Source organism: Archangium sp. Cb G35 (assembly GCF_001896145.1).
In the GTDB taxonomy this organism is placed as follows: Bacteria; Myxococcota; Myxococcia; order Myxococcales; family Myxococcaceae; genus Archangium; species Archangium violaceum.
Genome location: NZ_MPOI01000009.1, coordinates 352,165 through 377,872, shown reverse-complemented (window position 1 = coordinate 377,872; position 25,708 = coordinate 352,165). Strand labels below are relative to the sequence as shown.

The following is a 25,708-nucleotide window of genomic DNA, read 5'->3' as shown; positions in this document are numbered from 1 at the left end:
GGTCCTCCAGGACTTCAAATCCACCGGTTGCGCTTGAACCAGAACAACAGGGCGATGGGCAGTCCGAAGACGGACACGATCATCACCCAGAAGAACTCCCGATTGGACAGGATGTCGAAGTTCTGTCCGAAGAAGCCCGTGATGAACGACAGCGGCAGGAAGACGGTTGCGATGATGGTGAGCTGTTTGCTGATCTCACTCGTCCGGTTGGCCATCATGGACAGGTAGCCGTCCATCACGTTGCCCACCAGGTCGCGGCCCGCGTCGATCTGCTCGTACAGCCGCACCAGATGGTCATACACGTCGCGGAAGTACAGCGCCGCGCGTTCCTGGATGTTGGGGATGCCCCTCCGGGCCAGGAAGCCCATCACGTCCCGCTGTGGCGACAGCACCCGCCGCAGCGACACCAGCGCCCGCTTCATCTCGAAGATGCGCTGCAACTGCTCCGGCTGCGGGTTCTCGAAGACCGCCGATTCCAGGTCCTCCAGCTCGTCATTGAAGGTGTCCAGGACGGGGAAGTTGCGGTCCACCAGCGCGTCCGCCAGCAGGTACAGCATGAAGTCCACGCCGCGTTCCATCGTCGCCTGGGGCTCGTCCCGCACCCGCTGCCGCACCATCTCGAGCCCATCGAAGGGAAGCTCGTGGACGCTGATGAGCCAGTCCGGTCCCAGGAAGAAGTGGTGCTCGTGCAGCGTCAGATCACACACGTTCTTCGAGCTGGCGGTGAAGCCCTGGAGCACGATGAATTGATGGTTCGGGTACTCCTCCAGCTTGGGCCGCTGGTCCACGTGCAGGCAGTCCTCGATGGCCAGCTTGTGCAGCCCGTAGCGGTCCCCGAGCCGCTTCATCTCCTCCTCGGTCGGCTGGAGGACGTCGACCCACTTCGAGCCGGGCAGCTCGAGCAGATCCTCCCCCCCGAAGAGGGGCTTGCCTCCATTCATGACGACGACCTGGATCATGCGCGCACCCGGCTTCCATCCACCATGAAGTCGAGCACCCGGTCCCACAGCCCGTTGAACTGGGGCGTCCGGAAGTGCGAGCCGGACTTGAGCCAGCCCACGTGCTCGGGTGGATCGTCGAAGTGGCCCAGCACGTCCAGGTGGTCGGCGACGGCCGCGGTGATGAGCTCGCCCCACAGTTGGGTCCGCGTGGGGACGACGCCATCGCTCCGTTGGCGGTACTGCTCGCCGAAGACGTCCCGGAGCAGCCGGTCATGGGTGGGGGAGGGCTCGGGCGTCCGCAGCTCCCGCGAGTCCGGATCGCTCTTCGTGTAGAGGAAGGAGTAGGCGCCGTAGATGACCTCGGGCTGGGGATCCAGCATCCGGAACGACACCAGGTCTCCCATGCCGGGGTCGTTCTTGCCGGTGATGGCGCGGAGCAGGCCCAGGAAGCTCGGAGGCGGCGCGCCGGTGATGACCGAGCCGTAGCGCACGCCCGGCTGGTCCGGGTTGTCCTGGTTGAAGGCCACCATCTTCTCCGGGGTGAGATCCCCGATGATCGACTGATCCTTCCCCACCTGATCGAGGAACTCCTCCAGCGTGGCCTGTTCGGTGGGGGTGAGATGGGCCATCAACCGGGTGACCTGATCGAGCAGGGTGGCCTGGAAGCCGAGCTGATGGCCCGCCTCGCTGAGCGCGTAGAACAGGCGGAAGGCCAGGAACATCATCGGGCGAGGGCCCCGCCGCAGGGCGAACACGGTGAAGAGCCACAGCAGCCGCAGGAGCATCTCGCCCCGGCGATCCCGCAGGAAGAAGCTGGCCATGGGCGCGCCGTGGTGCGGTGTGGCCACGGACACCACCGAGCGCACACGCTCCCGCAGGTGGGGCGCCTGCCTGGGTATCCAGGTGGACACCAGACCTCGCGCGTCCACGCCTCCGGTGGAGTGGCCAATCAGGTGGATGGCCGCGTCATCCTTCGAGGCCGTCTCCTCGATGGTCCGGAGGATGAGCCGGGCCCGGACCTCGAGGCTGGCCGTGGGGTGCCCCGTCACGGACTCCACCTCGGCGGTGTGGCCGCGCTTCCGGAAGCCCTCCAGGAGCGCGTCGCGGACATGCCCGAAGTAGACGATCCGCTCGGCTGGCTTCTCTCCCATATGGGTGAAACCGAAGAAGCCGGGAATGAGGTACACGCGGTGCTTCGCCATCCGGTCAGTCTAGGAGGGCGCGCAACCCTCGCAAGGGAAATGCCCGGATCCATACGTCCGGCAGCCGAAGTGCGCGACGGGGCGCACGGGACCCGATAGAGTGGGTGCGCCGTGGCCGCCGATACCCCTCCGTTCGCTTTGCCCCCCAAGCTCGAAGAGCTGCTCCAGTCCCTGTCCGATCGCGCCTTCGCCGAGCGCTTGCGCTCGGTGTACGTCGCGGCGGGCCAGGCCATCACCCGGCTGAGCGACCTGGACCTGCTGAAGTACGAGACCGCCCACGTGGAGGACAGCCCGGACCTGTCGCTCTGGGAGGAGATGGCGCCCGTCATCCGCGACACGGTGATGGACGTGAACGCGCTGCTCAACGTGGTGCGGGAGCAGTTCGCGTCCAAGCCAGCGGGAGGCGCGGGCTCCGGGGCGCCCCTGGCGGCCACCGTGGAGGCGCGGCGGGCCAAGGACGCCTCCGAGCTCTTGCTGGGGTGGATGCAGCAGCTGGCCCAGGGCATCACCCAGCTGGGCGAGACGATGCGCAACCCCTCGGTGGTGTCGGACCGGTGGACGCTGCTGGCGGAGATCCAGCGCCTGCGCGAGCGCTTCCGCGAGCAGATGGGCAACCTCGTCTTCGAGTCCGCCAGTGCCTTCGGGCCGGTGACGCGGCAGCAGGTGGTGCCCGGCCACGAGGCGGAGGTGAAGGCGGCGGTGATGGTGCGGGCCATCGTGGCGGACCTGTCGCGCATCGTCTCGGCGCGGCTGACCAAGGTGCGCGAGGCCGAGCCCGAGGACGTGCAGTGGAACGCCCAGCAGCTGCAGACGGAGCTGGATGCCTTCGGCCGCACCGCCGCCTACAAGCACCTGCGCGCGCAGGACAAGCGGCACATCATCGAGCTGCGCGTCCGGGCCGGACGCATGGCCATCCAGGACAACCCCAGCAAGCAGGAGGTGCTGTCCGTGGTGGAGGAGCTGGACACCATCGTGCGCTCGCTCAGCCACGTGAACCAGCGGCAGCTCCTCATCGCCCATGACCGCGAGGTCTGGGCGGGCTGTGGGGTGCGGTTGGAGCGCTCCATTGGGCTGCTGGCCGCGGATCCTCCCGCCGCCGCGCGGGCCCTGGCCGAGACGGCCGCCAGTGCCCAGTCCCTCTACGGGCGGGAGCCGCGGCTGGATGCCTTCCTGCGCAAGGCGCGCAAGACGCAGTTGTCCCAGCTCACCGGCGCCGAGCTTCGCGCCAACGTGGAGACCCTCCAGTCCCTGCTGGCCGGACTGGAGATCGGCTGAGTCATCGCCGCGGCGTGTGCCGGGCCACCTTCCGGGCCCCTCCGCCGCGTGTTCCGCCTCGTGTCGTGGGCTGCTCGCGGCGGGCCGTCCGGGAGCGGGGCGCTGGAGCCCGGTGGGCGGCGGGGGCCTCCTCCTCGAACACCATGTCCCGGAGCCAGCTCGCCGGCAGGAAGGCCGGATCGTTGTAGAGCGCCAGCAGCGTCTGGGGCTCCACGGGACCGAGCCGGTGGGCCGCGATCTTCGTGCCGCCGCCTTCCCTCCAGGCGCTCTCCCAGAGCATGGCGAGGCAGAGCGCGCCCCTGGCCATGCAGTCGCACGTGCGCTCCCCGAGCACTTCCCACATGTGCGGAATCCGCTGGCGCCCGGTCTGGGCGTTGTAGGCCTCGATCACCTCCATGGGGGGCAGGGTGTCGATCGTAGCCTGCATGAGCTTCACGACAGCATCCGCCGCCGCGGCTCCGCCCCGGAGCGTGTCCGTGACGTGTTTGCCCCGCACGCGCGCGTTCACGCCGGCGATCAGCTCGGCGGTCCGCAGATCCAACATCTTCGTCTCGTAGACGGCGTGGACGTCTTCCTCGTCGGCATGGCCGGGCCGTCCATGGTGCAGGAACGAGACATGGAGGGGCTGGCAGGCATCCCCCACGTAGTGGGCGAGGATGCCCGCGGCGCACAGATACTCCGCCACCCGCTGCTCCCGGGCGTAGCCCACCATGGCGTCGTAGATCTGCCAGACCCGGAACGGCAGCGCGCCGCGCCCGGCGTTCTGCTTGATACCGAGGCTCTCGTAGAACTCGCTCCACACGGCGGGGGTGCGGCTGGAGGGATCCGTCCGCCACAGCTCGAGCAATGTCTTCCCCTCGAAGCGGCCCTGGCCCGGCTGATCCATGTCGGCGAAGTGGTTGGCCGCGTCCCGTTTGCGCGTGGTGCGCCACACCAGGTCCGCCACGTCCGCGAGCGCCACGAAGTGCTGGGTATCGGCGCGGGGCAGCTCACCCCGGGTGATGGCCTCGTCCCCCACCGCGATGCGCTCGGCGTTGGCGGTCACCAGGTGCGCGAGCCGCCGGTTGGACACGAGCCCGCAGGCCGTGATGCCCACCTTGTAGTGGCCCACCTTCCCCCAGTACTCGCTCAGCCCGATGTCCCAGTCGCGCACGAGCTCCACGTCCAACGCGCGGCAGATGGAGCTCAAGTTGGTGGCGAGCGCGAAGGCATACGTCTCCCCGCCACCCGGGGTCATCAGCCGGTGTCCTCCCCATTGGAGGGCGATCGGACGCCATTGCCGGGCCCGGGCGCCGGTGGGCGGCGTTGCCTTCTCTTCCGGGGCGTCCCTGGGCTCGAAGAACCAGAGGGTTCCCGAGTCGCCGGGCAGGGTGGGCAGGGGGCCCGCGCCCTGGCGGGGGCCGATCATCAGGTCCGCCACGTAGTCGAAGCCCCCCAGGGATTGGTAGCGGTAGAAGAGCCCGTGGATCTCCCCCTCGAGCGGACCCGAGGCGCCACCGAAGGCGCGCACGAAGCAGCCGATGAGATCCAACGAGAGGGTGTCGCAGTGGAGGTCCACCAGGGGACCGAGCTCGCCCATGCCGAACACCTGGGCCGTCCACCCGCTCACGTCATCGAGCCGCACGAGGCCCGCGTCGAGGTTGGCGTACGTCCGGCTCCCGGGCCATCCCGGGTACACCTCCGTGAAGGGCCGTTTGCCCACCTGGCGCTCCTGGCTGACGCCCACGCGGCGCCGTCGGCCCTGGATGAGGGTATGGACCTCGCGGCCCGGCTCACCCACCACGTGCCGGTTGGTGAGGGCATGGACGGAGTCCCCATCCGTGACGAGGCAGCCGAACGTCCCCAGGTGCTGGCGTCCCTGCACATCCGTGAGGGCCGGATAGCCTCCGCCGACCAGCCCCGAGGTGAAGGCGAGCGTCTGGAGTGGCGCGGGGGCTCGCTGCTGCCGTTCGGCGAGGATGACGCAGGTGGGCACCACCCGGCCGTCTGGCAGGTAGAGCAGTGGCGGGACGAGCTGCTCGGGTTGGTGGGTGAGCTCCTCGGGGGTCAACCACTCGTCCACGAACACCAGCACGCAGGGCCAGGACCAGTGCTGGACGACCGTGTTGGAGAGCGTCCGGGGCTCCGTGCTCTTGTGCGCGGGCGGGGCGCTCGGATCCTCCGCGTCGGGATCCCTCCGGCGGATCCGGTAGCGCCCGATAGCCGTCGCCACCACCGAGTCCAGATGCGCGAGATGGACGTGGTACGCCTCGCGCGCCTCCAGCAGATCCTTGATCGACAGCGAGCTGAAATCCCTCGAACTCAGCAGGCCCTTCTTCGCCATGGCCTCACCCCCGACGAGCCAGTTCCACGAGGGGTGGAGTGGGGTGGGGGGAAACGTGACAGGCCCTATCCGAGGCCTCGCTTGCCAGCGGTTTTATCTCTTGCCGTTCAAATGATTTCAGGGCAAAGTGTTGCGATGCCAAGGAGATAGGAGGGTGTCTGGATTCAGGACACCACTGTCTTGATTTGGTACAGCACTTGGGGGATGAATGAAAGCCATTGAAATCAGGCGGCTTTGTCCCTGAAGTGTAAACATCCGATGCAGAGCGGAGCGCGTTGAGGGTGACATCCGCACTCCACTGGATGAGCCGGGTGATGCGTAAAGGCAGGCATTTCCACGGTTTATAGGTTGGCCCGCTTCCTGCTCATGGTTCCTGCGTCCGACGGCACCCCGCCGTTGAACAGGAGGAACCCCCAGTGTTTCGCACTCGCTTCCTTGCTGCCGCGCTGCTCGCCCTTCCCCTCGCCGCTTGCGAGGTCGACAATTCGCAGCTGCCCGAGGGCGCCCCGAAGTCCGACCTGGCCGCTGACTCGCTGGGTGACGTGCAGGCCGCGCTCGCCGCGCTGCCCTCCGCTCAGGTTCTCGGCTCCAACGACGACGGCGTTCCCTTCCTGCTCAAGGGCAACCTGGACAACGCGAGTGGCCTGCAGGGCATCGCCGCGGCCTTCCGCCTCAACGCCTCCGACCTGGTGATGAAGCGCACCACCGTGGACGAGCAGGGCAACACCCACATCCGCTACGGCCAGACCAAGAACGGCCTGCCGGTGTTCGGCGGCGAGCTCATCATCCACAAGGATGCGAGCGGCAAGATCTTCATGGCCAACGGCTCGGCCCGTGACGGCGAGATCGTGCCCTCCGTGGCGCGCATCTCCGGCGAGGCCGCCCGCGCCGCCGCCCTGGACAACACCGTGGGCCGCCACATCGCCTCCGAGGGCGATGCCCGCCTGATGTACATCCGCTCCGAGAAGGACAGCCGCCTCAAGCTGGTCTACGAGGTGGTGGTGACGGGCGAGGGCGCCGACCTCCCCATCCGTGACCACGTGTTCGTCAACGCGCTGACCGGCGGCGTCGAGATGGTGGCCTCGGACATCCACGCGGCGAAGAACCGCGCGGTGTACTCGGCCAACAACGGCACCTCGCTGCCCGGCACGCTCAAGCGCTCCGAGGGTGGCGCGGCCACCGGCGACACCCACGTGGACGACAACTACACCCACCTGGGCACCACCTACGACTGCTACAGCGTGAACTTCGCGCGTGACTCGTACAACGGCTCGGGCGCGCAGCTGCGCAGCACGGTGCACTACAGCACCAACTACACCAACGCCTTCTGGAACGGCAGCCAGATGGTGTACGGCGACAGCAACGGCACGCAGTCCGCGCCGCTGGGCAAGTCGCTGGACGTGACGGTGCACGAGCTGACGCACGCGGTGACCAGCTCCGAGTCCAACCTCACCTACTCCAACGAGTCCGGCGCTCTCAACGAGGGCCTGAGCGACATCTTCGGCGCCTACTGCGAGTCGTGGAGCCGTGGCTGGGTGGTGGACGCGGCGGTGTGGATGGTCGGCGACGACGTGTGGACGCCCAACACCCCGGGTGACGCGCTCCGCTACATGGCCAACCCGACGCAGGACGGCTCGTCCTACGACTACTACCCCACGCGCTACACGGGTACGTCCGACAACGGCGGCGTGCACTGGAACTCGGGCATCGCCAACCTGGCGTTCAAGCTGCTCACCACGGGTGGTACGCACCCGCGCGGCGTGACCACCACCAACGTGACGGGCATCGGCATCCAGAAGGCCGGTCAGATCTTCTACCGCGCCAACCGCGACCTGATGACGGCCTCTACCACCTTCGCCCAGGCGAAGACGTACACGGAGACGGCCGCCACGCAGCTGGGCTACACCACGGCCGAGGTCGCCTCGGTGTCGGCCGCCTGGCAGGCGGTGGGCGTGGGCATCGTGGTTCCGCCGGCTCCGGCCACCGCGCTGACCAACAACGTGGGCCTCACGGGCCAGTCGGGCACCTCGGGCACGAACAAGTTCTACTACCTGGACGTGCCGGCCAGCCGCGCCTCCACCTTCACCATCACCGGTGGCACGGGTGACGCGGACATGTACGTGAGGATCGGCTCGCAGCCGACCACCTCCTCGTACAACTGCCGTCCGTACCTCTCCGGCAACAACGAGACGTGCAACATCGCCGCGCAGAGCACGGCCCAGCGCATGCACGTCATGCTGAACGCCTACACCACCTACTCCGGCGTCACGATCAAGGGCGCGTACACGCCGTGATCGGCTGAACCCGAAGTGAGATGAACGGCCCCTGGGAGGCACTGCCTCCCGGGGGTTTCGTCTTTGCGGGCTTCCCGTGAGGCCGGGAAGGGTGTAGTGGCGCTGCCCATATGGTTGTCCCTCGCCCCCTGCGCCACGCGGACCTCTCCCGGGTGGAAGCGGTCTTCACCGATGTCGACGGTACCCTCACCAGCTCGCACCAGCTGCGCTCCACGACCGTGCGGGCGCTCGAGCGCCTGGTGGAGGCCGGCCTCAAGCTGGTGCTGGTGACGGGCCGCCCGGCCGGTTGGGGCGAGGCGTGGGCCCGTACGCTGCCGGTGGACGGGGTGATCGTCGAGAACGGGGGCCTGTTCTTCCTGCGGGGCCCCGGGGGGAAGCTGCGCAAGGTGTACGCCGAGTCCCCGCGGGTCCGGCTGCCGAACCGCCGGAAGCTGGAGGCGGAGGTGGCGGCCGTGCTGCGGCAGGTGCCCGGGGCGCGCCTGTCCATGGACAGCGCCTTCACGGAGGTGGACCTGGCCGTGGACTACAACGAGGAGGCGCGGCTGGGCGAGCAGGGGGCCGAGCGGATCGAAGCGCTGCTGCGGGCGCGGGGGGTGACGGCGGTGCGCTCGTCGGTGCACATCAACTGCTGGCTGGGGCGCTTCGACAAGCTGTCGGCGGTGAGGCGCTTCCTGAAGCTCGCCTGGGGTTTGCGGCTGGAACCGGGGGATGGGCGCTTCGTGTACGCCGGGGATAGCTTCAATGATGCCCCGATGTTTGGAGGGTTCGCCCTGAGTGTCGGGGTGGCCAACGTGCGGCGGGTGTTGGATCGCATCGACACCCCGCCGGCCTTCATTACCCGGGCGGAGGAGGGGCGGGGCTTCGAGGAGCTCGCCCGTGCCATTGTCGCCCAACGGGCCCGCCGGGCCCCTCGCCGAGGAGTGGGAGCGTGAACGTCGTGAAGTTGGAGCTGGCCCCGGGGCTGGGCCGTCACCTGCGCGCGGGACACCCGTGGGTCTTCCGCAAGGCGCTGGACAAGGTGCCGAAGATTCCTCCCGGCAGCGTGGTGGACCTGGCGGAGAACGGGAAGTTCGTGGCGCGCGGGTATTTCGATCCGCACTCGGCCATCGCGGTGCGGGTGCTGACGCGCAACCCGAAGCAGAACATCGACGCGGCCTTCTTCGCGCAGCGGGTGAAACAGGCGCTGGCCGAGCGGCGCTCGCTGATCGATCTGACGGACACGGACAGCTTCCGGTTGATCCACGGCGAGGGGGATGGGCTGCCCGGCGTGGTGGTGGACCTGTATGGGCGGTACGCGGTGCTGAAGCTGTACTCGGCGGGGCTCACGCCGTACCGGGGGCTGATCGTCGAGGCGCTGAAGGCGGCGGTGCCGGAGCTCAAGGGCATCCTGGGCCGGGACGAGGTGGGCCGGGACGACGTGGAGGAGGACGAGGGCCGGGGCGCGGGGCGGATGCTGTGGGGGGAGAAGGCACCGGAGGTGCTGGAGATCCTCGAGCGGGGGGCGAAGTTCGGGGTGGACGCGTGGCGAGGGCAGAAGACGGGCTTCTTCCTGGACCAGCGGGAGAACCGGTACCTGATCCGGCGGCTGGCGAAGGGCAGGGACGTGCTGAACTGCTTCTGTTTCAGCGGCGGGTTCTCGGTGAACGCGGCGCTGGGCGGGGCGAACAGTGTGTTCTCGGTGGACCTGGATCCGGATGCGATCGCGCTGGCGCGGGAGAACTTCACGCGCAACGGGCTGCCGGCGGAGAAGCACGACTTCCTCGCGGCGGACGTGTTCAAGCTGCTGGCGTCCTTCCGGGAGGAGGGGAGGACGTTCGATATGATCATCCTGGACCCGCCGGCGTTCGCGAAGAGCCAGAAGGCGGTGCAGGCGGCGATCGACGGGTATGCGTCGCTGAACCGTCAGGCATTGGGGCTGCTGCGGCCCGGGGGCCTGCTGGCGACGGCGTCGTGCTCGGCGCGAGTGGGCCCGGATGACTTCATGGGCGCGGTGAAGGAGGCGGCCTTCAAGGCGGGAGTGGATCTGGCGATGGTGGAGGAGCGCTACCAGCCGCCGGATCATCCGATCCGGCTCCAGTTCCCCGAGGGCCGCTACCTGAAGTTCTACGTGATGGTGTCGGTGTAGCTGCCGCCGACTTGGGGCCCGTGCGCGGGCCCTACCACTTCACGAAGCGCGAGATGCGGCGGACGCGGGTGTAATAGCTCCCGTCCGTGCTCAGCCCCATCGCGGAGGCCGTGGTGTAATAGACATGTGGACCGACTCTTCCGTCGTCGGCAGGGGTGTCTCCGTCCGCACCAAGGTTGTAGTACCAGCAGTTGCCATAGTGCTGGGTGACGTACGCGTAAGTGGTTGCGCACTGTCCGGAGTAGAGATCCCCATCGAAGTCGGGTGCGGACCAACCTGCTGCGAATTGCTGAGAATAGATTCCCGAGTGTCCAGACACGTACCGCGGGGAGATGAATTTCATCGAATACAGATCGATCCCACTTACTTCCGCCACCAGTGCGACGACGCTCTTGCCTCGCAGATCCTCGATGACGTCCATGTAGAGGGTGCCGTATCGGTAGAAGCTGCCGTCGTAGAAGAGTGATTCGAGGTTGGGGCGTCCTCGGCGGTTCAGTCTTTCCCAGTGAGGGATGTTCCAGAAGTCGGTTGTGTTGACGCCCAGGTTGCTATTGTAGACGAGCGTCCATCCTCCGCCATTCGTCTCCATGTCACAGTATGCGGTGACGGGGGTCCCGCCAGCGGGCCGGATCCAGTAGGTGCCGGACAGGGCGACTCCTGCCGCCTGCAAGGCCCGGCAGTTCTCGAGTGCCGTCGAGGGCGACGATCCAGGAGTGGCATTCTGTGCCAGCGCGGACGGCGCGGCGAAGAGCAGGACCGCAAGACTTAGAATCTGCGATTTCAATACGCTCATGACAGCCTTTCGGGCAGTGGCCAGAAGAACTCCCGAGAGGATGGGAATGAGTTGTTTCCCGGCAAGTCGTGTATGGACTGCCCCAAAGGCTTGCCTCTTTGTCTGCTGGACGTCTCCGCTGCGTTTCCGGCCGTGTCTGGCCTCACAGCTCGATCCGGTACACCGTGCGGGATGGTTCGACAGTAGAGGGCACGTGGCGGATGCGGAAGCGCTCTTGTGCCGAGAGTCCGATGGTATCCCCGTCCTTCAGCACCGGACCGTGATCGAGCAGGTAGTGGGCGAAGTTGAAGGCCCGGTCCACCAGCGTCGCGGGCTTCTCGCGGAGCGCCACCAGCTCCAGCTCCATGAATCCGAAGGATCTCATGCCCGAGGTGGCGAGCGTGAAGGTGCCGTCCGGGTTGCGCGAGAGTTGGAAGGCCAGCCACAGGTAGAGGGGCAGCCGCTCGCGTGAGGTCCGCTTCGCCTCCTCGACGAAGTCGTCCGGTGCGTTCACCACCGGCCCCTCACCCCAGTACACGCCGTTGGCGTCGGTCGTAGCGGCCACCGCGGCCACCACCCGCGTCAGCAACAGCATCGTCGCGATGCGATCCATCCCCGGGGCGAGCACGGCGACGATGACGTGCGCCAGATGGGCCTTCAGCCTTTCGGCCGCCTCGGGCCAGTGCCAGGCGGCGCGTGCCGGTCCCTCCAGGTCTCTCCAGGGAATGGGGGCGCTCATCAGCGTGAGAGTGACGGCCGCGCCGTCCAGCTCGAAGCTCAGCGTGTCCCCCTCCTGGCGGACCTCCTTCGCGCGTGGAAGCTCCGGCCAGTTGTCCAGCAGAAAGGCCAGCAGCGCGCCCTCGGGCAGTGGCCTTGCACGATCGAGCGTCACCATTGCCAGCCCCAGGTTGCGCTGCGGCTTCGGCGCGTCCACTTCCACCGATTTCTTCCGGAAGAATCCCATCCGTCCTCCTCGTGTTCCGCGCAGCGGGCCTTCTCCGCGGAAACACTCACGGGCCCGGCGTTATAGCCCACCCACGGCGAGGCGCGCTCTGGAGTCGAGGACCCGGGTGACCGCACGGGTGGGGGAGGGCGGCCCCATGTCGGAGGTGGGTGATAGGGAAGGGAGGCGTGGAGGGGAAGGGCGATGGAGCGGAAGGTGTGGGAGAACCTGTCGGCGGCGCGTGTGCTTCTCGAGATCGAGGATCCGTGTCCCAACGCGGCGGCCTCGCGTGCGTACTACGCGGCCTACCATGCGTGCTGGCATGCGATGAACGAAGCGGGTGTCCCTACTCCAGAAGTCAGGCCGGGTGTATATTACTTCCTGCATGAGCCTCTGCCTGGAGATGCAATCGAGGTAGGCGTGCTCGATGGGCAGGCGGGCAAGGCGCTGAGATGGTTGGCCGAGCTGAGAGTTGTCGCGGACTACCTTGGAGATGAGCTGACAGTGGAGCTGGTGAGAAGGGCGCTGGAGAGAGCCACGGCTTTCGTCCAGCGGCTGCTGGGCGAGGAGCCGACATGGTGAGCGAACGGGAAGAGATTCGGCGGAAGGTGATGGAGGCCGTGGGGGGAAGACCCGTGAGGTGGACGGATCATCGGACCACGAAGGGCGACTTCCCAGGGCGCGATTGGGCGCTGGAGATCTTCGACGTGCCCTTTGACGAGCAGGAGGAACTTCATGACCGTCTGTTCGACGAGTTCTACCTGCCCCTCTATCAGCAGAAGCGCCTGGCGCTCACCATCCTGTTCCACACCCCCGAGAACACGGATCGCTACTACGCCTGGGTCCGCGAGGAGCACGCGGCGGAGCGGGCGGGAGTGGCACGCGCCACTCCCTGATGTGATGCGGGGATTCGCGCCTCAGCGCTTGAACACGCGCGAGGCCACGCGGTCCATCACCTCGTCACTCCACACGAGGCTCGCCTGGGTGAGGCGCTTCATGTCCTCGCGGAAGGCCGCCTCCGACGGCACCGAAGCATAGGTGCGGCTCAGGAAGAGGCTGTTGTTCTCGGTTTCGTAGTCCACCGCGCCACCGCCGGTGTCCGTGCCGGACTTCTCCTCGGCGCGGAAGCCCTCGAGCACGCCGGGCTTGGGGGGATCCCGGAACTTGTAGATGAGGGCGCTCGTCTCCAGCGTCTGCTTGTCCGTGTGGTACTCGAAGTAGAGCTGCGCGTTCCCGACCGCCACTCCACCGAATCCCTGCGGGTTGAGGCCCTCGCTCGCCTGACCGAGGGATTTCATGAACGCCTGCACCAGTCGCTGCGCTTCGTCGCGGGTCATGGGTCCTCCGCCTCTCAGGAGGCGTCATTCTTCCGAGTGGACGTTAGCAGCAGCCCGCCCGGCGTCGCGAGGAATGGTGGAGCCGAGAGGGCATCGGGCCCAGGGATGACCGCTGGAGTGGGGGTGTGCGGCCCCATGTCAGAGGTGGGCGGTAGGAAGGAGGCAGGGGGAGGGGAAGGGCGATGGAGAGGAAGGCGTGGGAGAACCTGTCGGCGGCGCGTGTGCTTCTGGACGTTGAGGATCCGTGTCCCAACGCGGCGGCCTCACGGGCGTATTACGCGGCCTACCATGCGTGCTGGCACGCGATGAACGAAGCGGGTATCCCTACTCCAGAAGTCAGGCCGGGTGTATATTACTTCCAGCATGAGCCTCTGGCCTATGCGGTACGCAGGGCGGGTGTGCTCGACACCCGATTGAGTGAGGAGCTGGGTGAGCTGATCGAGTTACGCGTCGACGCGGATTATCTGGAACTGGATGTGACGGTGGAGGAGGCAAGGGATGCGCTGGCGGCTGCCACCGTCATCGTCCGGCATGTGCTGGGGGAGGAGCCGGCATGGTGAATGAGCGGGAGGAGATTCGCAGGCAGGTGAAGGAGATCGTCGGGAATCGGCCGGTGAGATGGACGGATCATCGGATCACGAAGGGCGACTTCCCAGGACGGGACTGGTGTCTGAATGTCTTCGACGTGCCTTCCAAGGAACGGCGGGAACTCCGCCATCGGCTCTGGGAGTTGCTGTCGAGGTTTTATGACGAGAAGGGCCTGGCGCTCCTCGTGCTTTTCCACACCCCCGAGAACACGGATCGGTATTACGCGTGGGTCCGCCAGGAGCATGCGGCGGAGATGGCGGGAGCGACCTGACATGAGAAACCTGGGAATCGCGGTGGTGCTCACCGTGCTCGCCGGTTGTGGCGGCGGAGACGAGATCCGGCGGTACCGCGTGGTGGTGGACCCCGCGCCGCTCTCGGCGCTCCCGAACTCCTGCTACCGCGGCGGAACGCCTCCGTCCCCCCGGGTGGAGGAGCGCAACCTCTACCGGGACTTCATCTGGACGGTCTGGGAGGCCGGCAGCGCGGATCGCGCCTTCCTGGAGCTGGACGCGCCCGAGGGCGGCTGGCCGCTGGGAGATGCCCCTCCTGTGCTGCTCTCGGGAGCCATCGCCGGCACCGGGGACTCCTTCTCGGCCGAGCGGGTGCAGGTGTCGGCCGATGGTCAGGTGCTCGAGTCCACCACCCTGCGCATCGTCTTCGAGGACCTGGACACCATCTCCCGGGGGGTGGTGGAGCTTCGTTCGAGCTGTGCCGCGTGCGCCGGAGGCAGTGCCCTGTCCTGTGACGCCCGGCTGGCGTTTACCGCCCGGCAGGAAATCCTCCAGGAGTGAAGCACGCGGGCACGCTCCGCGTTATCTTGAGCCCCGTCCATGGTCCTCAAAGGTCAGTTCCTCGAGCGCTCCACGCTCATTCCCGTCGGCAGCCAGGTGATGGAGGGAGTCGCGCACCGGGGCGATGAGCGCCCTCCGCTGCTCGTCCTCCCGCCCCGGCCCGAGGACGGCGGTGGCATGGACCATGTCATCGGCGCCGAGCTGGCCTTCGCCGCGGCATCCGCCGGCCACCCGACCCTGCGCTTCAACTACCGGGGCGTGGGCGGCAGCCAGGGAGAGAGGGGCTCGGGCGACGCGCTGGTCGAGGATGCCGGGGCGGCACTGGGGGTGGTGTTGGAGAATGCCCACTCGCCCGCGGCGGCGGTGGCCGCGCTCCATGGCAGTGCCCGGGTCGCCCTCGCGCTCCGGGCGCGCCATCCCGAGGTGGCGGGCCTGTGCCTGGTGAGCCCCAGGGAGGTGTCGGCCCGGGAGCTGGCCGGGCTCGGCCGGGCGCTGCTGGTGGTGGTAGGCGAGCTGGACACCACCCTGTCCCGGGCGGAGCTGGCCGAGGCGGTGGACGCGGCGGGGGGCGAGCTGGCGGTGGTGGAAGGCGCCGGGGCCCATTTCCATCACGCCCTGCCCATGGTGGGAAAAGCCGTACGCACCTGGCTGAAGATGTTGTCGGGCAAATGACCGATGTCACGTAACCCGTTGAATTGACGAAGGTTCCCCACCCCGGAGGGAAGCTTGTCCGCCGGGAGGGGCGCCGAACAGACTCAAGAGACCCAATCGTTCCGCCGTTCGTTCGTAGGGGTCTGCATCAAGGAGCGCTCATGAAGCGTTGGATCCTGACAAGTGCGGTGCTGGCCCTGGCGGCCTGCTCGTCTCCCTCGGACTCCGAGGAGACGGCGCCCAAGGAGGCCCCGGCGGTGGACACCTCGCGGCGCGTCCTGGCCGAGGAGGCCCCCGGCGGCATCGTCGTGGACTTCAAGGACGGCACCACCAAGGCCGAGTTCGATGCCTGGGAGGCCGAGTGGGGCGTCGACCTCGAGTTCAACTCCGTGGAGGGTCAGCGCACCGGCGTGACGATCGCCCAGGGCGTGGAGGACGTGGACGCGGCGCTCGCGCGCATCCTCCAGAACCCGGCCGTCGAGTCCGCCGAGCCGCTGCGGTTCTATTCGGTCCCGCCCGGTGAGCAGGCCGTGATGGACCTGGACTCCTCGCTCGAGGAGGACAGCAAGGACGGCTACACGCCGAACGATCCGGACTACCCCAAGCAGTGGAACCTCCGGATGATCCACATGCCGAGCGCCTGGAAGGAGAGCCGGGGCAAGGGCGTGGTGGTGGCGGTGGTGGACACGGGCATCGCCTACGAGGACCACGACGACTTCAAGCAGGTGCCGGACCTGAAGGGAGCGAAGTTCAAGAAGGGGTATGACTTCGTCAACGACGACGAGCACGCCAATGACGACCACGGGCACGGCACGCACGTGGCGGGCACCATCGCGCAGGTGACCAACAACGGGCAGGGCGTGGCGGGCGTGGCCTTCGAGGCGACGCTGATGCCGGTGAAGGTGCTGAACCACTTCGGTTCCGGCACGTCGGCGGACATCGCCGAGGCCATCCGCTTCGCGGCGGACAACGGCGCCAACGTCATCAACATGTCCCTGGGTGGCGGTGGCTACTCGAAGGTGATGGCGGACGCGGTGGAGTACGCGCGCAAGAAGGGCGTCACCGTGGTGGCCGCGGCGGGCAACGCCGGGCGTCCGCGCGTGGAGTTCCCCGCGGCGTACCCGGGCGCGGTGGCGGTGGCGGCGGTGGGCCCGGGTGGCTCGCGCGCCCCGTACTCGTCCTACGGCAAGGAGCTGGACATCGCGGCCCCGGGTGGCGACAAGCGCCAGGGTGACGCGGGCGGCATCTTGCAGAACACCATCGACCCGAGGGATCCGTCGCGTTCCGTCTACGCCGCCTACCAGGGCACGAGCATGGCGACGCCGCACGTGGCCGCCGTGGCCGCGCTGCTGTACGCCGAGGGCGCCAAGGGGCCGGATGAGGTTGAAAAGGCCCTCTACGCGGGAGCGAAGCGCGTGGGCGAGCAGGCCTGGACGGAGGAGTACGGGCACGGGCTCCTGGATGCCCAGGCGTCGCTGAACGCGCTCGGGGGTGGGATCTCGCGCTGGCCGTCCATGTGGTGGGCCCTGGCCCTGCTGGCGCTGGTGCTGCTGACGATGCGTGGGCGCGAGCGGCCCGGTTACCTCAACGTTCTCGTCCGTCCGAGCTTCCTCGTGCCGCTGGTGCTGGCCACCGTGGGCGTGTTCTTCGCGCGCTCGTGGTTCGGTGGCGCCTCCGGGGTCGCGGGCGACGTGGTGGACGCGGCGTACCTGCCCATCCCCGACTGGCAGCGCATCATCTTCGGCCGGGGCAAGACGGCCAACCCGCTCTTCTACAGCTCGCTCATCCCGCTGCTGCTGTCCTTCCTGGCCATCAAGTTCAAGGGGCTCCGGTCCGCCATCGGCGGGCTCGCCCTGGGCTTCGCGGGCTTCCTCGCCTACGCCGCCTGGTCCAAGGCTCCCTCCCTGGCGTGGATGCCCTTCCACTTCCTCGCGCTGCCCTGGCTGGTGATCAACACGTTCATCTGCCTCATCATCGCGCGGGCCATGCTGCGCAAGGAGACGGCGGCATGAAGCTCACCGGGCGCGTGGTGTTCCGCGACATCGAGACGGGCGTCTGGGTGCTGGAAGGGGATGACGGCCGCACCTACCAGCTCGCCGGTGGCGATCGGAAGATCAAGAAGGACGGTCAGCGCGTGGAAGTCGAGGGCGATGTGGCCCGCGACATGCTGACCGCCGCCATGGTGGGGCCCGTGTTCAACGTGGCCTCCTACCGTTTCATCTGACCCGGGCTACCGGGCCGGGAGTACGGGGACGGGTACCCTCACCCCGTCCCTCTCCCGGGGCTGATCATTAGTCACATCTCCAGCTCCCCCTCGGAGCGCCCCTCTGGAAGATGCTTGGTTGCTTGCTCCTTCCAAGGGGATTCTCCGAGGGAGAAATGAGGGGCAGGCCAGATGTGGCTAATGATCAGCTCCCGGGGGGAGAGGGGAGAGGGGGCCGTACCATCCGCTGCATCAGGTGCTCGAGCGCCTTCGCCGGCTCCTCGCACAGTCCCGCGTGGACCGGTCCCGTCTGGAGCATCGTGCTGCGCGGCGCCACCAGCCAGTGGAAACGCTCCTTCTGCGGCAGCTGGCCGATGGGCCCCGCCGCCTTGCCTCCCGCGCAGATCCGGGGAATCGACTCCAGGTGACTCCTCAGCAGCTCGACGTCCGCGTCCGGCGCGAGCGCCAGCAGCCGCCGCTCGTCCAGCTCCACCCGCGCACCGAGGAACCGGTGGGTGAGGCAGTAGAGGATGACACCCGCGTTGATGAACTCCTCGCGCTCCACGCGCGGCACGATGCGGATGATGGCGTAGTCAAACGAGCTGTGCGCGGGCACGTTGCGCCTCCTCGATGAACGCCGGCGCCGCTTCCAGGCGCTTCAGCAGGTAGGTGACATAGGCCTCCCGGTGCTCGGCCGCCGTCGTGAAGCGGGGCTCCGACGCCGGGCCCAGCCACGCATCGGGCACGCACCCGACGACGTGCCGGATGACGTCCGCCGTCACCCGCTGGCGCAGCGCCGCCGCCGCCTCGGGCAGGGCCGACGCCCAGGGCAGCAACACATGGTCCTTCACCGCTGGGAAGCGGCTCTGGCTGCGCTCCAGGTAGTCGTCCCACGCGTGGTGGAAGTACAGGGACGCCCCGTGGTCGATGAGCCACAGCGCCTTGTGCCAGCTCAGCATGTTCGGGTTCTTCGGCGTGCGGTCCACGTTCGTCACGTAGGCGTCGAAGCAGACGATGGCCGAGGCCTCCTCCGTCTTCGGCGCCGGTCCCACCGTTGGATCGAACGTGATGGAGCCCGGCAGGTAGTCCATACCCAGGTTGATGCCCCCGCTCGCCTTGATCAGATCGCGGATCTCCTGGTCCGGCTCGGCGCGGCCCAGGGCGGGATCCAGCTCCAACAGCACGAGCTCCGGCATCCTCAGGCCCAGGGCCCTCGCCAGCTCGCCCGAGATGATCTCGGCCACGAGCGCCTTGATTCCCTGGCCCGCTCCCCGGAACTTCAGGACGTACATCCCCGAGTCCTCGGCCTCGACGATGGCGGGCACCGAGCCGCCCTCGCGCAGCGGTGTGACATAGCGTGTCGCGGTGATTTTTTTCACGCGTGGACCCTCACCCCAGCCCTCTCCCAGGGGGAGAGGAGGCATACCCGGTCAACGGACATCGGTCTTCTTTTGTTTGGACTGCCTCGCTCGCTCCTGGGCGTACTCCCCGAGCGGGATCTCGCCCCGCCGGGCCTGGACCCGGAGCTCGTACAGGGCCTTGCGCTCGGCGTGCAGCACGTCCGGTGCGTCCTCCGGGACGCTCCGCAGCGGGAAGTCCCTGTCGATCCGGCTCAGCTGGATGCCAAGAGGATCCAGGGCCTTGTAGGTGCCCAGGGTCAGCACGGCGGCGAGCATCCAGGGAACCGCCAGCTGGAGGAGCCGGGGCGCGGGCTCCAGCGGGACGGGGGCCTCCGGGGCCTCGAGCTCCTCGCGCGAACGGGGTGGGCCGAGCAGGGACGGGAAGCGGCGCGTGGCGGCCAGCAGCGCCCAGAGCACCGCGCCGCCGAGGATCACGAGCATCAGCATGCTCTTCGCCTGTTCCTGGGAGCCCGGCTGCTCGGGCATCTCGAGGTGGCGCGCGGAGAAGAACAGCACCATGGAGACGAGGTTGTTGGCCGTATGCGCGAGGATGGCCGGCCAGAGGGAGCCGGTGCGCACCAACAGCCAGCCGAACAGCACTCCCAGCTCCACCCGGGCGAAGAAGCCCACCGGATCCAGGTGGAACATGCTGAAGACGACCGCCGAGAGGAGGACGGCGCGCATGGCGGGTCCTCCGGGAGCCCTCAGGCCCTGGAAGAAGACGCCCCGGAAGAAGAACTCCTCACAGAGGGGCGCCACCACGGTCACGCTCACGACGATGAAGGCCATCTCCAGGGAGGACTGGCCGCGGAACATGTCCGCGACGTCGTAGATCTCCCGCCACGCCGGGGGCAGCAGCGACTGGGCGACGTACTGGATGGGCGCGACGATGGCGAAGAAGTTGACCACGCCGAGCACGAATCCGAAGGCCACCGGTACCAGCCCCGGGAAGGCGAGGCGGGTGTAGCGGACCGGCTCCCTGCCGGTGGCGCGCAGCACGTACCAGCCCAGGCCGAGGAAGACGAAGATCTGGGTGAACCAGATGCCAAAGGCCACGTTGAGGGTCTGCACGAGCAGCCCCGAGGCCAGGAAGGCCACGAACACGGCCGCTGCGGCGCCCACGGCCACGGTGCGGGGATCGCGCAGGTGCGGCGAGGGTGTAGGGGGGCTGGGGCTGACTTCTTCCAACGGCTTTCTCCAACGGCGAGGAATGCGAGGAACGTGCTCGAAACACGACGCACTGGAACGAGGCGCTTCTATAATGCCCCCACTTTGGCGCGCTTCCCGGGACGAACGCAGCGAGGGTTGAACGAGGTGGGCGCTCTGGCGGCGCTCCTGGTATCGGGGACCGCTTCGGCGTCCGCGTTCCAGCTCGAGGCACGCACCGAGGCGCAGATCTACCAGATTCGTGCCTGGAGGGACGCGTCTCCTGGCGAGCCGGTGCTGTTGCCGCGCCGGAGGATCGTCCAGTACCTCGGGATCAACGGCTACGAGCTCGTCACCGGGCAGGACGTGGGTTTCGAGTCCAGCCTGCGCGTCTTCGCGGACCTGGGCCTGCCGCGTGGCGAGGCGGCGAAGATCGACGGGATGCGCGCGGAGGACGCGGACCTGCTCTACGCCTTCGTGCGCTACGGGAGCAACGGCTTCGAGGGCAGGCTGGGGCGGCAGCTCTACGTGGACACCGCGGACATCCTGGCCTTCGATGGCCTGCGGGTGCGCTACGTGAGCCCGCTGGGGCTCGGGGCGGAGGTGTACGGAGGGTTGTGGGTGAAGGGGGCGGGGTTCCTGTCCTCGTCGGTGTACCAGCCCGACGGCACGCGCGAGAGCGACGCGCGGCGGCTGGAGCAGGGCGTGCCCGGAGCGGATCCCACGCTGACGGCGCTCGAGCCGGTGTACGGCGCGAAGCTGCTGCTGGAGGACTTGAAGGGCGTGTCCGCGTCGCTGGGCTACCGCCGGGCGCTGGTGGAGGGGAAGACGGACCTCGAGCGCGCGACGCTGGAGGCGCGGTATGGGCGGGGACTCGGGCTGAGCGCGCTGGCGGGCGTGGACTTCGATGTGCTGGGGCTCCGGCTCGCGCAGGCCCGCGCGCAGGTGCGGTGGGACGGGGAGCAACTGGCGGTGAGCGCCGAGGCGATGCGGCTCTCGCCCGTCTTCTCCGCGGACTCCATCTGGTATTGGTTCGCCTTCGCTCCCCGGGACGAGGCGCGGGTGCGCGTGGACTTCTTCCCGCGAGGCCCGCTGCGCTACTACGTGCAGGGCGTGGGGAGCCTGTACCACACCGAGCTCAACAGCACCCTCGCGCTGGCGGAGGCGGCCAAGGCGCCCGGGGGGCCTCCGTCCCAGACCGTGGGCGGCTCGGCGGGCGCGTCGCTGCGCATGGGGCGCTTCCGCTCGGCGTTGGATCTGTCGTACCGGCAGGGCTTCGGAGGCTCGCAGCTCTGGGCGGATCTCACCGCCGGGTACGGCTTCGGGCAGGGGAACTTCACCCTGGATGGGCGGCTGTCCGCGGCGCACATCGATGATGGCTTCAACCCGCTGCTGGCGGGCAACTTCTTCGGCGCGCAGCTGTGGGCCAGCCAGGCGCTGTCCCGGGCCGCGCGTTTGTCCCTGGTGCTCGAGCAGAACGTGAACCCGTTCACCCGCTGGGACGCCAAGGTGTTCTTCCTCTTCGACTTGAAGGCGAGCCTGTAGATGGAGCGCCGCTTCCGTACAGCCCTGGGCCTCGTTGCCCTGTCCTTCGTGGTGGCGGGCCTCACCTGGGCGGCCACCTCGCGCGAGCGCAGCCTCGCCGTCTACCCGGCCCAGCACATTCCCCTGCGGTTCGATCACGCGCAGCACCTGGCGGGGGGCGCCGAGTGCGTCACCTGTCACGAGGGCGTGACGGCCAGTGACTCGGCGAAGGAGCGCAACCTTCCGGGCCACGCCGAGTGCGAGACCTGCCATGACCTCGACGCGGCGAAGAAGGGGGCGAAGACGGACCCGCCGTCGGCCTGCAACACGTGCCACCCGGGGTTCGATGCCACGGTGCGCGTGGCGCCGGCGAAGGTGGACGTCCCCCCGGCGAACCTGCACTTCAGCCACAAGGTGCACGCGGCGAAGAAGGTGGAGTGCACGTCGTGCCACGGGACCATGACGGACGTGAAGCTCGCCACGCGGCAGCAGCTGCCGAAGATGGCCTCCTGCTTCGAGTGCCATGACGGCAACGTGGCCACGAAGCAGTGCAAGAGCTGTCACCCGGCGGAGCCCTCGGGGCGGTTGCAGCTCTCGTTCCCCTCGGGCGTGCTGCGGCCGATGCAGGGCAACCCGCTGGGCCTGGACCACGGGCCTCGCTACGAGTTCACCCACGGCAACCGCGCGTCGGTGGATCGGCAGACGTGCATGTCCTGCCACGCCGAGTCCTATTGCCAGACGTGCCACGACGCGCTGCAGAAGCCGTTGTCGGTGCACCCCAACGATTTCATCACCCTGCACCCGGTGCAGGCGCGGCAGGACAGCACGCGCTGCTCGAGCTGCCACCGGATGCAGTCCTTCTGCGCCTCGTGCCACGAGCGCACGGGTGTGGGCATGGACGCGGACCGCTCGCTGCGCCCGCGCAACGTGAAGGTGCATCCGGACTACACCGCGTGGGTGGAGACGCCCGGGCCCCAGCACCATGGCGTGGTGGCCTCGCGAGACATCCAGCAGTGCGTGTCCTGCCACCGCGAGGAGTCGTGCATGAGCTGCCACTCGGAGCGCTCGGTGCGCAGGCAGGTGAATCCGCATCCGGATGGCTTCGCCGCGGCGTGCAAGCGGGTGGCGGCGGCCAATGACAGGGCGTGTATCAAGTGCCACACCGAGGAGAGCCTCGTGGCCAAGGGGTGCCGCTGATGCGCCGGTTCCTGCTGATGGGGCTGCTGGGGTGTGCCGCGTGCCTGGAGCCGGGAGATCCCTTCCTCGCCGCGCGCGACACGGATCCGCCCGACGTGGTGTCCACCGAGCCGAGCGCCGGAGGCACGCTGCTCGCGACCGGCACGCTGGAGATCCTCTTCTCCGAGACGATGGACGTCCGCACGCTGCGCCCGGGCATCGCCGTCTTCGAGGGCCGGGTGGAGATTCCGTTGAAGCTGACGGTGCCCCCCGGCTCGGACGCGGGCGAGGACATCGAGCGGGGAGACGTGCCGTATCCCGTCACCGTGGGCACGGAGACGGGGGCCTTCAAGCCGGGCACCGCGTACACGCTGGTGCTGCGCGCGTCGTTGACGGACCAGGAAGGGAACCCGCTCGGGCAGGAGGTGCGGGTGCCCTTCCGGACGTCGCCGTGAGGGCTCAGCCCTGGTGGCGCAGGTAGCGGCGGATCTCCTCGGCGAACTGCTTGCTCGCCGCCACGTCGGGCGCCGCCGGCCCCAGCTTCAGCTTCTTGTCCTCTTCCACCAGGTAGCGCTGCTCCAGCAGGTAGGCCACGGCGTTCTCCAGCGTCACCTTGGCCAGTGACTCGGCCGCGGTGATGCGCCCCGAGTGGTACTCGGCCCGGCCCACATCCATCGCCTGCTTCACGAAGGCCTTGCGATCCTGCGCAGTCCCCGCCGCCACCTCCGGCAGCGTCTGCGCGGCGATCAGGTAGGCCTCCAGGTAGTCGCGCAGCAGGTCCGCGAGGAACTCCAGCTCCGGCCGGGCATGGGGCTCCGGTGCCACGCTCAGCGTGTCCCCCTGGTGGATCACCAGACCCATGCGCACCAGCCGCTCGACCACCTCCGCGAAGATGGTGTCGAAGCTGGCGCCCACCCGGTAGATGAACTCCACCTTGAAGAGCCGCGACAGCCACAGCGCCCGGGCCTTCACCTCGTCGAACGGCGCCGGGGCCCCCACCAGCAGCGCGTTGGCCACGAGGCTGCGCGCCGCCACCAGGTTCATCAGCGTGTTCTTGTAGAAGGACATCTCACCGCGGCGGTCGTCCTCGGCCTGGTAGATGACCTCTCCGTGCGCCTTCTGCGTGCGCACCATGCCGTCCGAGCAGAACGTGCGCATGGCATCCTGGATGGCGCCCATCGCCTCCGGATTGCTCGGAGAGTCCTTGAGCATCGTGGACAGCGGTGCCTTCTCCTCCTCGGCGATGCGGCGCAGGACGGTGATGCGGTCCGTGATCTCGCGGCTCGTCATGCCGCGCCGGCGGTGGGCGAGCAGCGACGCGCTCACCAGCGCATGAGGCGTCACGGTGGACACCTTGCTGATGCCGTACATCACCCGGTTGCCGAGCGCGCGCACGAGGCCCTTCTTCTGCTCGTCCGTGAAGGGCACGGCCGGGTCGAGCCCGCGGCTCTTCATCAGATCCACGAGGGACAGGGGCTCATCGAAGGTGAGGTGGATGCGGCCGTAACGCGCCGCGAGCACCTTGGGCGTGCTGAGCAGGGCCTTGATGTCCTCGGGCTTCTTCTCGCCGCCGGCCAGCTCCTTCGAGTAGCTGCCCGACTCCACGACCTTTTCGTAGTCGATGGACACGGGCACGAAGATGAGATCGTTGCGAGCGCCCTCGAGCACGGCCTCGAGCTGCCAGGTGAACATGCCCAGCTTGGGCTGGAGCAGCTTGCCGGTGCGCGAGCGGCCGCCCTCGGGGAAGAACTCCTGGTGCACGCCGTCGTGCACGAGCTTCTTCACGTAGCCCTTGAAAGAGGCGGCGTAGACCTTGTCGTCCTTGAAGGAGCGGCGCAGGAAGAAGGCGCCGCAGCGGCGCAGGAGGGGCCCGAGCGGGAAGAAGGACAGGTTGGCGCCCGCGGCGACCAGGGGCACGGCGTAGCCGCGGTTCCACAGCACCCAGCTCATCACCAGGTAGTCCACGTGGCTCTTGTGCGAGGGGCACAGGACGAGGGGCGCATTGCTGGCGGCCTTGAGGGCGCGATCGAGCCCGGCCTCGTCCACCTCGATGCCGTCGTAGATGCGGTTGAACACCCAGCCGAGCGCGGGCGCGACGAAGGTCAGGGTGGTGGGGCTGGGCTTGCCGGCGATGGCCTGGAGGTTGCGGCGGGCCTGGCGCAGGACGCTCTCGGGCCGGCGGTTGCTCTCGGCGGCCACGGCGTCGAGCGACTTGCGCAGCGTGCGGTCGCGCAGCGTCTCCTCGATGATGCGCTCGTGCGGCTTCACCGGCGGGCCGAAGACGGCGCGCGTCTCCCGGGCCAGGTGGTGGTTGAGCGCGCTGCGCACCTTGCGGGCGATGAGCTCGTCCGAGTCCTGCGGGTTCTCCTCGATGAAGCGCTTGAGATCGATGGGCTCGCCCACGCGGAACTGCGCGCGGCGGTAGTTGCGGAAGAACGCCACCATCGAATGGACGAAGCCGGGCGCGTCCGGGCTGCCGAAGACGTGATCCAGGACGCTCGGCTTGATGCTCGAGGTGCGCTTCTCCCAGACGAAGAGCTCGGGGACCAGGAAGATGGTCTTGTCGCTCTTGCGCGCCATGGCGACCAGGGCGGGGAAGGGGTTCTCCTCGATGTCCTTGCCCGCGGCGCTCAGCAGGGCCGTCTTCTTGAGGAAGATGAGGCCGCTGCCGGCGTGGCGCCGGGCGTAGGTGAAGCGCACGTCGAAGTCGCCACGCTGGGCCGTCTTGCGGAAGGGGCGGGTGAACCAGGGCCGCAGGTTCACCACCGCCCGCACGGGGGGCAGGGCCCGGCGCACCATGGCCCAGGCCAGGTAGAGGAAGTTGATCCACGCCGTGGTGCGCATGACGTGCACCACGAACCCCTTGGCGTGGAGGGCGCGCAATTCGTCCTCGGCCTCGGCGGGGAACCGCACCCCGTCGAAGTACCGCTCCCCCAATATCCGGGAGATGGGACCGAACTCTTCCTTCAACGCCTCACTGTGACTGACAGCGGGTGTCAATGCGGTTTCCACGTGCG

Annotated in this window: 25 protein-coding genes; 15 read left to right on the top strand and 10 right to left on the bottom strand. The window is 68.3% G+C overall.

The window, feature by feature from the left end:
* Positions 1 to 14 precede the first annotated feature (14 nt).
* Complete coding sequence (gene corA, locus BO221_RS27875) at positions 15 to 959, bottom strand: magnesium/cobalt transporter CorA (RefSeq protein WP_073563542.1); 945 nt, start codon at positions 957 to 959, stop codon at positions 15 to 17.
* Complete coding sequence (locus tag BO221_RS27870; protein ID WP_073563541.1) at positions 956 to 2,143, bottom strand: triacylglycerol lipase; 1,188 nt, start codon at positions 2,141 to 2,143, stop codon at positions 956 to 958. The genes corA and BO221_RS27870 overlap by 4 nt, the downstream gene beginning before the upstream one ends.
* Positions 2,144 to 2,254: 111 nt before the next feature.
* Here BO221_RS27870 and BO221_RS27865 point away from each other — a divergent pair, with 111 nt between their 5' ends.
* Entirely contained in the window at positions 2,255 to 3,418 is a 1,164-nt protein-coding gene (locus tag BO221_RS27865; RefSeq protein WP_073563540.1) for a hypothetical protein, read from the top strand.
* A gap of 1 nt (position 3,419) precedes the next feature.
* Here the strand turns inward: BO221_RS27865 and BO221_RS27860 are convergent, their stop codons facing one another.
* Positions 3,420 to 5,741: a hypothetical protein gene (locus BO221_RS27860; protein WP_073563539.1), complete on the bottom strand. Its 2,322-nt coding sequence runs from the start codon at positions 5,739 to 5,741 to the stop codon at positions 3,420 to 3,422.
* Positions 5,742 to 6,157: 416 nt separating this feature from the next.
* Between BO221_RS27860 and BO221_RS27855 the strand changes: the two genes are divergently transcribed.
* The 3 genes from BO221_RS27855 (at position 6,158) to BO221_RS27845 (ending at position 10,160) form a co-directional block, all read left to right on the top strand.
* Positions 6,158 to 8,035, top strand: coding sequence for a M4 family metallopeptidase (locus BO221_RS27855; protein ID WP_073563538.1), 1,878 nt, complete (start codon positions 6,158 to 6,160; stop codon positions 8,033 to 8,035).
* 110 nt (positions 8,036 to 8,145) lie between these two features.
* Positions 8,146 to 8,967 carry an HAD-IIB family hydrolase gene (locus BO221_RS27850; protein WP_073563537.1) on the top strand — a complete coding sequence of 274 codons (822 nt, stop codon included), beginning with the start codon at positions 8,146 to 8,148 and terminating at the stop codon, positions 8,965 to 8,967.
* A complete protein-coding gene (locus BO221_RS27845; RefSeq protein WP_073563536.1) occupies positions 8,964 to 10,160 on the top strand; it encodes a class I SAM-dependent rRNA methyltransferase in 1,197 nt (398 codons plus the stop codon). The genes BO221_RS27850 and BO221_RS27845 overlap by 4 nt, the downstream gene beginning before the upstream one ends.
* Positions 10,161 to 10,191: 31 nt before the next feature.
* On the opposite strand, the gene BO221_RS27840 is transcribed toward BO221_RS27845, so the two are convergent.
* Both BO221_RS27840 and BO221_RS27835 read right to left on the bottom strand, forming a co-directional pair.
* A complete protein-coding gene (locus BO221_RS27840; RefSeq protein WP_083681427.1) occupies positions 10,192 to 10,953 on the bottom strand; it encodes a fibrinogen-like YCDxxxxGGGW domain-containing protein in 762 nt (253 codons plus the stop codon).
* Positions 10,954 to 11,095: 142 nt separating this feature from the next.
* Positions 11,096 to 11,896: a DUF4261 domain-containing protein gene (locus BO221_RS27835; protein ID WP_073563534.1), complete on the bottom strand. Its 801-nt coding sequence runs from the start codon at positions 11,894 to 11,896 to the stop codon at positions 11,096 to 11,098.
* Between the two features lie 183 nt (positions 11,897 to 12,079).
* Here BO221_RS27835 and BO221_RS27830 point away from each other — a divergent pair, with 183 nt between their 5' ends.
* Together BO221_RS27830 and BO221_RS27825 are read left to right on the top strand one after the other, a co-directional pair.
* Positions 12,080 to 12,457: a hypothetical protein gene (locus BO221_RS27830; protein ID WP_073563533.1), complete on the top strand. Its 378-nt coding sequence runs from the start codon at positions 12,080 to 12,082 to the stop codon at positions 12,455 to 12,457.
* Positions 12,451 to 12,771, top strand: coding sequence for a hypothetical protein (locus tag BO221_RS27825; RefSeq protein ID WP_073563532.1), 321 nt, complete (start codon positions 12,451 to 12,453; stop codon positions 12,769 to 12,771). Before BO221_RS27830 ends, BO221_RS27825 begins: the two co-directional genes overlap by 7 nt.
* A gap of 21 nt (positions 12,772 to 12,792) precedes the next feature.
* Here the strand turns inward: BO221_RS27825 and BO221_RS27820 are convergent, their stop codons facing one another.
* Positions 12,793 to 13,212, bottom strand: a complete 420-nt coding sequence (locus BO221_RS27820) for a type III secretion system chaperone (RefSeq protein WP_073563531.1) — start codon at positions 13,210 to 13,212, stop codon at positions 12,793 to 12,795.
* 182 nt (positions 13,213 to 13,394) lie between these two features.
* Between BO221_RS27820 and BO221_RS27815 the strand changes: the two genes are divergently transcribed.
* The 6 genes from BO221_RS27815 (at position 13,395) to BO221_RS27790 (ending at position 17,466) form a co-directional block, all read left to right on the top strand.
* Entirely contained in the window at positions 13,395 to 13,772 is a 378-nt protein-coding gene (locus BO221_RS27815; protein ID WP_073563530.1) for a HEPN domain-containing protein, read from the top strand.
* Positions 13,766 to 14,071 carry a hypothetical protein gene (locus BO221_RS27810; RefSeq protein WP_073563529.1) on the top strand — a complete coding sequence of 102 codons (306 nt, stop codon included), beginning with the start codon at positions 13,766 to 13,768 and terminating at the stop codon, positions 14,069 to 14,071. Before BO221_RS27815 ends, BO221_RS27810 begins: the two co-directional genes overlap by 7 nt.
* Before the next feature lies 1 nt (position 14,072).
* Positions 14,073 to 14,591, top strand: coding sequence for a hypothetical protein (locus BO221_RS27805; RefSeq protein WP_073563528.1), 519 nt, complete (start codon positions 14,073 to 14,075; stop codon positions 14,589 to 14,591).
* Positions 14,592 to 14,630: 39 nt separating this feature from the next.
* A complete protein-coding gene (locus BO221_RS27800; protein ID WP_073563527.1) occupies positions 14,631 to 15,263 on the top strand; it encodes an alpha/beta hydrolase in 633 nt (210 codons plus the stop codon).
* A 140-nt stretch (positions 15,264 to 15,403) separates the two neighbouring features.
* Positions 15,404 to 17,254, top strand: coding sequence for a S8 family serine peptidase (locus BO221_RS27795; protein ID WP_073563526.1), 1,851 nt, complete (start codon positions 15,404 to 15,406; stop codon positions 17,252 to 17,254).
* Entirely contained in the window at positions 17,251 to 17,466 is a 216-nt protein-coding gene (locus BO221_RS27790; RefSeq protein ID WP_073563525.1) for a DUF5818 domain-containing protein, read from the top strand. The genes BO221_RS27795 and BO221_RS27790 overlap by 4 nt, the downstream gene beginning before the upstream one ends.
* 184 nt (positions 17,467 to 17,650) lie before the next feature.
* Here BO221_RS27790 and BO221_RS27785 read toward each other — a convergent pair whose 3' ends face one another.
* Genes BO221_RS27785 through BO221_RS27775 form a run of 3 tightly spaced genes read right to left on the bottom strand, consistent with a single transcriptional unit; the run spans position 17,651 to position 20,033 of the window.
* Positions 17,651 to 18,061: a DUF3037 domain-containing protein gene (locus BO221_RS27785; protein ID WP_073563524.1), complete on the bottom strand. Its 411-nt coding sequence runs from the start codon at positions 18,059 to 18,061 to the stop codon at positions 17,651 to 17,653.
* Positions 18,039 to 18,824, bottom strand: coding sequence for a HipA family kinase (locus BO221_RS27780; RefSeq protein ID WP_073563739.1), 786 nt, complete (start codon positions 18,822 to 18,824; stop codon positions 18,039 to 18,041). The genes BO221_RS27785 and BO221_RS27780 overlap by 23 nt, the downstream gene beginning before the upstream one ends.
* Positions 18,825 to 18,875: 51 nt before the next feature.
* A complete protein-coding gene (locus BO221_RS27775; RefSeq protein ID WP_083681426.1) occupies positions 18,876 to 20,033 on the bottom strand; it encodes a type II CAAX endopeptidase family protein in 1,158 nt (385 codons plus the stop codon).
* Between the two features lie 126 nt (positions 20,034 to 20,159).
* Here BO221_RS27775 and BO221_RS27770 point away from each other — a divergent pair, with 126 nt between their 5' ends.
* The 3 genes from BO221_RS27770 to BO221_RS27760 are packed head-to-tail and all read left to right on the top strand — an operon-like array spanning position 20,160 to position 23,146.
* Positions 20,160 to 21,536, top strand: a complete 1,377-nt coding sequence (locus tag BO221_RS27770) for a hypothetical protein (RefSeq protein WP_198956202.1) — start codon at positions 20,160 to 20,162, stop codon at positions 21,534 to 21,536.
* A complete protein-coding gene (locus BO221_RS27765) occupies positions 21,537 to 22,712 on the top strand; it encodes a cytochrome c3 family protein (RefSeq protein ID WP_073563522.1) in 1,176 nt (391 codons plus the stop codon).
* On the top strand, positions 22,712 to 23,146 hold the full coding sequence (locus BO221_RS27760) for an Ig-like domain-containing protein (protein WP_073563735.1): 435 nt from the start codon (positions 22,712 to 22,714) through the stop codon (positions 23,144 to 23,146). The genes BO221_RS27765 and BO221_RS27760 overlap by 1 nt, the downstream gene beginning before the upstream one ends.
* 4 nt (positions 23,147 to 23,150) lie before the next feature.
* On the opposite strand, the gene BO221_RS27755 is transcribed toward BO221_RS27760, so the two are convergent.
* Complete coding sequence (locus BO221_RS27755; RefSeq protein WP_073563521.1) at positions 23,151 to 25,703, bottom strand: 1-acyl-sn-glycerol-3-phosphate acyltransferase; 2,553 nt, start codon at positions 25,701 to 25,703, stop codon at positions 23,151 to 23,153.
* Positions 25,704 to 25,708 lie beyond the last annotated feature (5 nt).